Source organism: Sphingorhabdus sp., assembly GCF_044354325.1.
Classification (GTDB): domain Bacteria; phylum Pseudomonadota; class Alphaproteobacteria; order Sphingomonadales; family Sphingomonadaceae; genus Sphingorhabdus_B.
Genome location: NZ_JBILAF010000133.1, coordinates 1 through 5,253, shown reverse-complemented (window position 1 = coordinate 5,253; position 5,253 = coordinate 1). Strand labels below are relative to the sequence as shown.

4 protein-coding genes, 1 tRNA gene and 1 pseudogene are annotated in these 5,253 nt (G+C 56.5%); 5 read left to right on the top strand and 1 reads right to left on the bottom strand.

All coding sequences use genetic code 11. The annotated features are described in order from the left end of the window. Nucleotides 1-390 (top strand): annotated as a pseudogene (locus ACIQ0G_RS10105) (hypothetical protein); the annotation flags it as partial. Nucleotides 391-574: 184 nt separating this feature from the next. On the opposite strand, the gene ACIQ0G_RS10100 reads toward ACIQ0G_RS10105, so the two are convergent. Next, nucleotides 575-648, bottom strand: a tRNA-Cys gene (locus ACIQ0G_RS10100). 273 nt (nt 649-921) lie between these two features. Here ACIQ0G_RS10100 and ACIQ0G_RS10095 point away from each other — a divergent pair. The 4 genes from ACIQ0G_RS10095 to ACIQ0G_RS10080 are packed head-to-tail and all read left to right on the top strand — an operon-like array spanning nt 922 to nt 4,674. After that, the gene (locus tag ACIQ0G_RS10095; RefSeq protein WP_397577794.1) at nt 922-1,506 is read left to right on the top strand and encodes a protein-L-isoaspartate O-methyltransferase; all 585 of its coding nucleotides are present in this window, start codon (nt 922-924) and stop codon (nt 1,504-1,506) included. Between the two features lie 59 nt (nt 1,507-1,565). After that, nucleotides 1,566-2,969 carry a TolC family outer membrane protein gene (locus tag ACIQ0G_RS10090; RefSeq protein WP_397577795.1) on the top strand — a complete coding sequence of 468 codons (1,404 nt, stop codon included), beginning with the start codon at nt 1,566-1,568 and terminating at the stop codon, nt 2,967-2,969. 23 nt (nt 2,970-2,992) lie between these two features. Next, a complete protein-coding gene (locus tag ACIQ0G_RS10085; RefSeq protein WP_395628889.1) occupies nt 2,993-3,400 on the top strand; it encodes a DUF2497 domain-containing protein in 408 nt (135 codons plus the stop codon). Continuing rightward, nucleotides 3,400-4,674 (top strand): amidohydrolase family protein, encoded by a 1,275-nt coding sequence (locus tag ACIQ0G_RS10080; protein WP_397577793.1) that lies wholly within the window; start codon nt 3,400-3,402, stop codon nt 4,672-4,674. The genes ACIQ0G_RS10085 and ACIQ0G_RS10080 overlap by 1 nt, the downstream gene beginning before the upstream one ends. Nucleotides 4,675-5,253: the final 579 nt, after the last annotated feature.

The window sequence follows — 5,253 nt, the reverse complement described above, 5'->3', positions numbered from 1 at the left end:
CCGGCAGCTAAAATAGACAGTGACGATCTCGTATTGTCTCTTGATGCGCGGCCGTTACGACGCGGCAAGTCGGTGCGGTCCACCGACTGCTTCTTGGATGCCCCGGAACAAAGAAGAGTGTTGGCCGAACTGGTACGAACCTCGCACCGCAAGCTGACAGAGTTAAACGCCTCACCACTTCATCCCGAAATGCACGAGCACATGTCCACGCCCATCAACGAATGGACGCGCGAGCGCATTGCGATAGGATTATTGGCACCAGATATCCAGAGAGCCCTGCTTACTGGAAAGGCACCTTTAGGGCTCGATCCGGAGAAGCTGCTGTCTCGGGATATGCCTCTGGACTGGGAGGGTCAGAGGAAGTTTTTAGGCATGAAGCATGCTGCCTAGAATGGGCCTACTATCATAAGTGTCACGGGCTATTGCGCGTAGAGACTGAGGGTCAAATCAAGGCGATTTGGCCCTCTTTTGGTCTCCGCAGAGACTTTAGCGCAGCGGCATTGAGCCCGGAGGGCCCCAGAAAGGCGCCGTTTCTGGACTGAAGATGTCGTTGGGGCTTTATCTGTGAGGTGTATGGAGGCCCGAGCCGGAATCGAACCGGCGTGCAAGGATTTGCAGTCCTCTGCGTCACCACTCCGCCATCGGGCCCCTAAACAACAACCTGCCTAATCAGCAATGCCGCCATGTGGTGAAGGCGGGCACTTAGCGGCTTGCAGAATTCATTGCAACCGGCAATCTGGAATGCTGTGCCATGTGCGCCACAAGCCATGGAAAAAGTTGCTATTTGCATCCTGAAATAGGCCGTTTGTCTGAATCCAGCTTGGCGGGACGGGTTCGGATAGCTAGAACGGGGGCGAGAGACTGTGTTGTGTTTGCAATACAGTTGTGCCACATGGCCAGCAGGTTAATGGAAATATTCCGATGGAATCAGGTAAATTTGAAGATATGCGGCGTTCAATGGTGGACAGCCAGCTGCGTACAAGCGGTGTAACCGAAGGCTGGGTGCTTGCCGCAATGGGCAGCATCGCCCGCGAGGATTTTGTTCCCGTTTCACACCAGACAACGGCCTATATGGACCGGTCGCTTGAGCTGGAAAACGGCGAGATGTTAAATCCGCCGGTTTCAACCGCATTGTTGTTGCAGGCCGCTGACGTGCAGGCGGACGACAATGTTCTGCTCATTGGCCAATCTGATGGATATGTCGCTGCGATATTGAAAACGCGTAGCGCGCATGTGACCACGACGGCCGCAGACAATCTCGGCGCTGCCAGCGCCAACGCACCTTATGCCTGCATCATTGTCGACGGCGCCGCTGAAGAACTGCCAGATGCGCTCTTTACGCTCGCCGAAGATGGTGCGCGGTTGGTCACTGGCATTGTTGAAGGCGCCGTTACGCGCCTTGCAAAAGGATATGTGCAGAACGGGAACGTTGCTTTGAAATCAATCGCCGATAGCGAGATCGCGCCCTTACCCGCATTTGCCCGCAAGCCGGAGTTTGTGTTTTGAGCGCGCGTCATTTTATCACTGTCGCGCTGCTCGCGTCGGCAGCATGTTCGGCTCCGGCCATGGCGGATACGCTCCGCGATGCGCTGGTCTCGGCTTATGAAACCAACCCGAACTTGACCGCAGCGCGCGCCGGGCAGCGTGCGACAAACGAAGCTGTGCCGCTGGCTAAGGCCAATGGCCGCCCTGATATTACAGTTCAGCCGACCTATGTCGAAAACGTCCTTCAGGACAGCGGCGCATCGGTTGTTCAAGCGCGTGGCGTCAGCATCAGCGGCACCATTTCCGCACCGCTTTATGCCGGTGGTGGCATTAGAAACGCCGTGCGCGCCGCCGAAAATCGCGTCGAGGCCGGGTTTGCCAATTTGCGTGGCACCGAAAGCGCCATTTTTTCGGCTGTGGTTGGCGCATATATGGACGTCATTCGCGACGAATCGATTGTTGACCTGAACCGCGCTCAAGTTGGTGTGCTCTCGGTCAATCTGGACGCCACGCGCGACCGGTTCGAAATAGGCGACCTTACCCGAACCGATGTCGCCCAGTCCGAAGCGCGTCTGGCGCTGGCAACGAGCAATTTGGAAACGGCTCGTGCCAACCTCATTCGTTCAAAAGAAATCTACATCCAACTGGTCGGCCGCGAGCCCGGAGAATTGCAGGCGCCCCCGCCGCTGCCCAATTTGCCCGCCACCCCCGACAGTGCCGTAAGCGTCGCCTTGGAAAACAACCCCGACCTTATTGCGGCACGCGAGTCGCGTGAAGCGGCGCGGTTTGACCGCCGTGCGGCCAATGCATCGCGCCTTCCTACGATCAGCGTATTTACGTCGCCATCGTACAGCAACGCCCTGCGTTCCATATCGTCGAATATTCCGGGGTTTCAGGCAGACAATAGTTCGCTGAATGCACAAGCGGGCGTGCGCGCAACTTTGCCATTATATCAAGGCGGCCAACCTGCAGCGCAAATCCGTCAGGCGCAGGCGCGCCTTGGTCAGGCACAGGAACTGGAAATCGCGGCTGAGCGCGAAGCGATTGCACAGACACGGGCATCCTTCGCCAGCTGGAAAGCTGCGCTTGATGTCATCGCCGCTTCGGAACGTGCGGTGTCGGCAAACGAATTGTCGTTAGAAGGCACGCGTGCCGAGAACAGCGTCGGCAACCGGACGATCCTCGACATTTTGAATGCCGAGCAGGAATTGTTAAACAGCAAGGTTCAACTCGTTGCAGCACGCCGCAATGCCTATGTCGCTGGCTTCAGTTTGCTTGCCGCCATGGGCAAGGCAGAGGCACGTGATTTGGGTCTCGAAAGCGGAACTTTATATGATCCCGTCGCTGACTATCAGAAGGTTGATGGCGCTTGGAACGACTGGTCATCGCAGCCTGACCCCGTCGCCAAATCGACCCGCACCGTTGACACGCAGGCGCAAAAAGCAGAAATAGAACCGATTTCTACAGACGGAAAATCGCGCTAATCCAACGCAGCGGGACAAAATTTATGGCAGATAATCGCAGCGAACCGTCAATGGACGAAATATTGTCGTCGATTAAACGTATTATCGCCGATGACGACCGCAGCCGCCCTGCGACCAAACGCGCCAAGTCTGCTGCACGCGAAGAGGAAGAAGTCCTCGAGCTTACGACAGCCGCTGAAAATGCGATTGCTGAAGATCGCTTGCTCGACGATAGCAAAGCGCAAAACCTGCGTCATAGCTTTTCAGCGTTGCAAACCCTCTCCGAACCCGGCGTAGCGCCGCAAATCGTTCGGTCAGGGGAAACCTCGCTTGAGGGTCTGACACGCGAATTGCTGCGCCCCATGCTGAAGGATTGGCTCGACACCCATTTGCCGCCAATCGTCGAAGCGATGGTTGAGCGGGAAATCACCCGCATCACGAAAAAGGGTTGATGCGCGCGGCGTTGACACTCGCGGCGGCGTTGGCGGTTTCGCCAACGGCTTCATTTGCGCAAAACCTCTATATTGAAACAGGCAGGCTGTTGGATGTTCAGGCTGGCCAAGTCCTGACAGGGCAATGCATTAGCGTCGCTGCGGACAAGATCACCGCGGTCGCCCCTTGTGGCGCGACGCCAGCGGGCAGCGAACGGCTTGATTGGTCGGCTTACACCGTCCTGCCCGGCTTAATCGATTTGCATACCCATCTGGCCGACGCGAGCCAAAGCGCAGATCTTGCGCTTCCGCTGAAAACATCACCTGCGGCAACCGCGTTAATTGGCGCCCATAATGCGCGGCTCACGCTTGAGGCCGGGTTTACCACCGTGCGTGATGTCGGCACCTATCGCGGGCTAACCGATGTTGCGTTGCGTGATGCCATCAATGCCGGCAGCGTTCCTGGTTCACGCATGTTTGTCGCTGGCGCCTATATTACGATCCCAAAGGGCGGCGGTGAACTCAACGGCGTCGTTCCTAACGAGCAGCTTCCGGCCGACATGCGTCTGGGTGTTGCAAGCACAGCCGACGAAGCCGCCGCGAAAACGACGTTCTTAATAGACCAAGGCGCCGATTTCATCAAAACCATCGCCACGGGCGCGGTGCTCGCCATTGGCACCGAACCCGGCGAGCCGGAATTGACCGAAGATCAACTGCGCGCAGTGGTGACGACTGCCAAGGCGCGGGGCAAATTTGTGACGGCGCATGCGCACGGTGCCGTCGGGATCAAAAGCGCCATCCGCGCGGGCGTGCGGTCCATCGAACATGCCAGCCTGATCGATGACGAGGCGCTCAAAATGGCCAAAGCCAGCGGCACATGGCTGGTCATGGACATCTATAATGGCGATTATATTGACGATGTCGGCACCCGCGAAAAATGGCCGGAAGAATATTTGCGCAAAAACCGCGAGACGACCGATATCCAGCGCGCTGGCTTTACCAAAGCGGTGAAGATGGGCGTGAAGATTGCCTATGGAACCGACAGCGGCGTGTATCCACATGGCGATAATGCCAAGCAATTTGCATATATGGTCCGCTATGGCATGACCCCAATGCAGGCCATTCAAAGCGCGACTATCCGCGCGGCGGAGTTGTTGGGCAAAGAAGAAACGCTGGGAAGCGTGCAGCCGGGGCATTTTGCCGATCTGGTGGCCGTTAAGGGCGATCCGCTTCAGGACATCCGCGTGCTGGAAAATCTGACCCACGTCATGAAAGACGGCAAAATCGTCCGCTAATTTTTGCTGTCTGGCGATTTCGGACAAACAAAAGGGCGGGGAAGTACCCGCCCATCCGTTGCTTATTTGAAAAGCTGTTTTCTCAGACGCCAATTATACCATTGTGACCGAGAAAAGCAGGCTGCTGAGCGCGATGGCGCCAACAAAGCTAGCCAATTTCTGCATATTTCATTCCTTCTACTTGCCGCACAGCCAAATGGCCGCGTCGTCCCGTGGAAGGCATCCTTTTTTATGTTTTCGTTGATGCGATCCCCCTACCGGCAAAAAATTTAAACTCAAGTTATTTAGTAGACAATATGATTGCATAAAACGCAACTGCTGGGCGGCGGCTTTGCAAAAACCCAACCCCAATTTTGAAATTTCCGCCTGTAATTTTCTTGCCTGCCTGCCTTGCGCTGACTAGCGTGTGGCCATGAGAAAAACCATCCTGCTTGCCGCAATCATCGGCACTTCCGCCCTTTCCTCCGCTGCGTTTGCGCGCCCGATGACGGAGACCGACCTTGTGACAATGAAGCGCCTTTCGGGTGCAACGGCATCGCCCGACGGGACAATGATCGCCTATCAATTGCGCGAGACCGA

Bases quoted from the DNA above. Each gene is read 5' to 3' on its own strand.
- ACIQ0G_RS10095 (WP_397577794.1), top strand. From the start codon at position 922: ATGGAATCAGGTAAATTTGAAGATATGCGGCGTTCAATGGTGGACAGC.
- ACIQ0G_RS10090 (WP_397577795.1), top strand. From the start codon at position 1,566: ATGGCGGATACGCTCCGCGATGCGCTGGTCTCGGCTTATGAAACCAAC.
- ACIQ0G_RS10085 (WP_395628889.1), top strand. From the start codon at position 2,993: ATGGCAGATAATCGCAGCGAACCGTCAATGGACGAAATATTGTCGTCG.
- ACIQ0G_RS10080 (WP_397577793.1), top strand. From the start codon at position 3,400: ATGCGCGCGGCGTTGACACTCGCGGCGGCGTTGGCGGTTTCGCCAACG.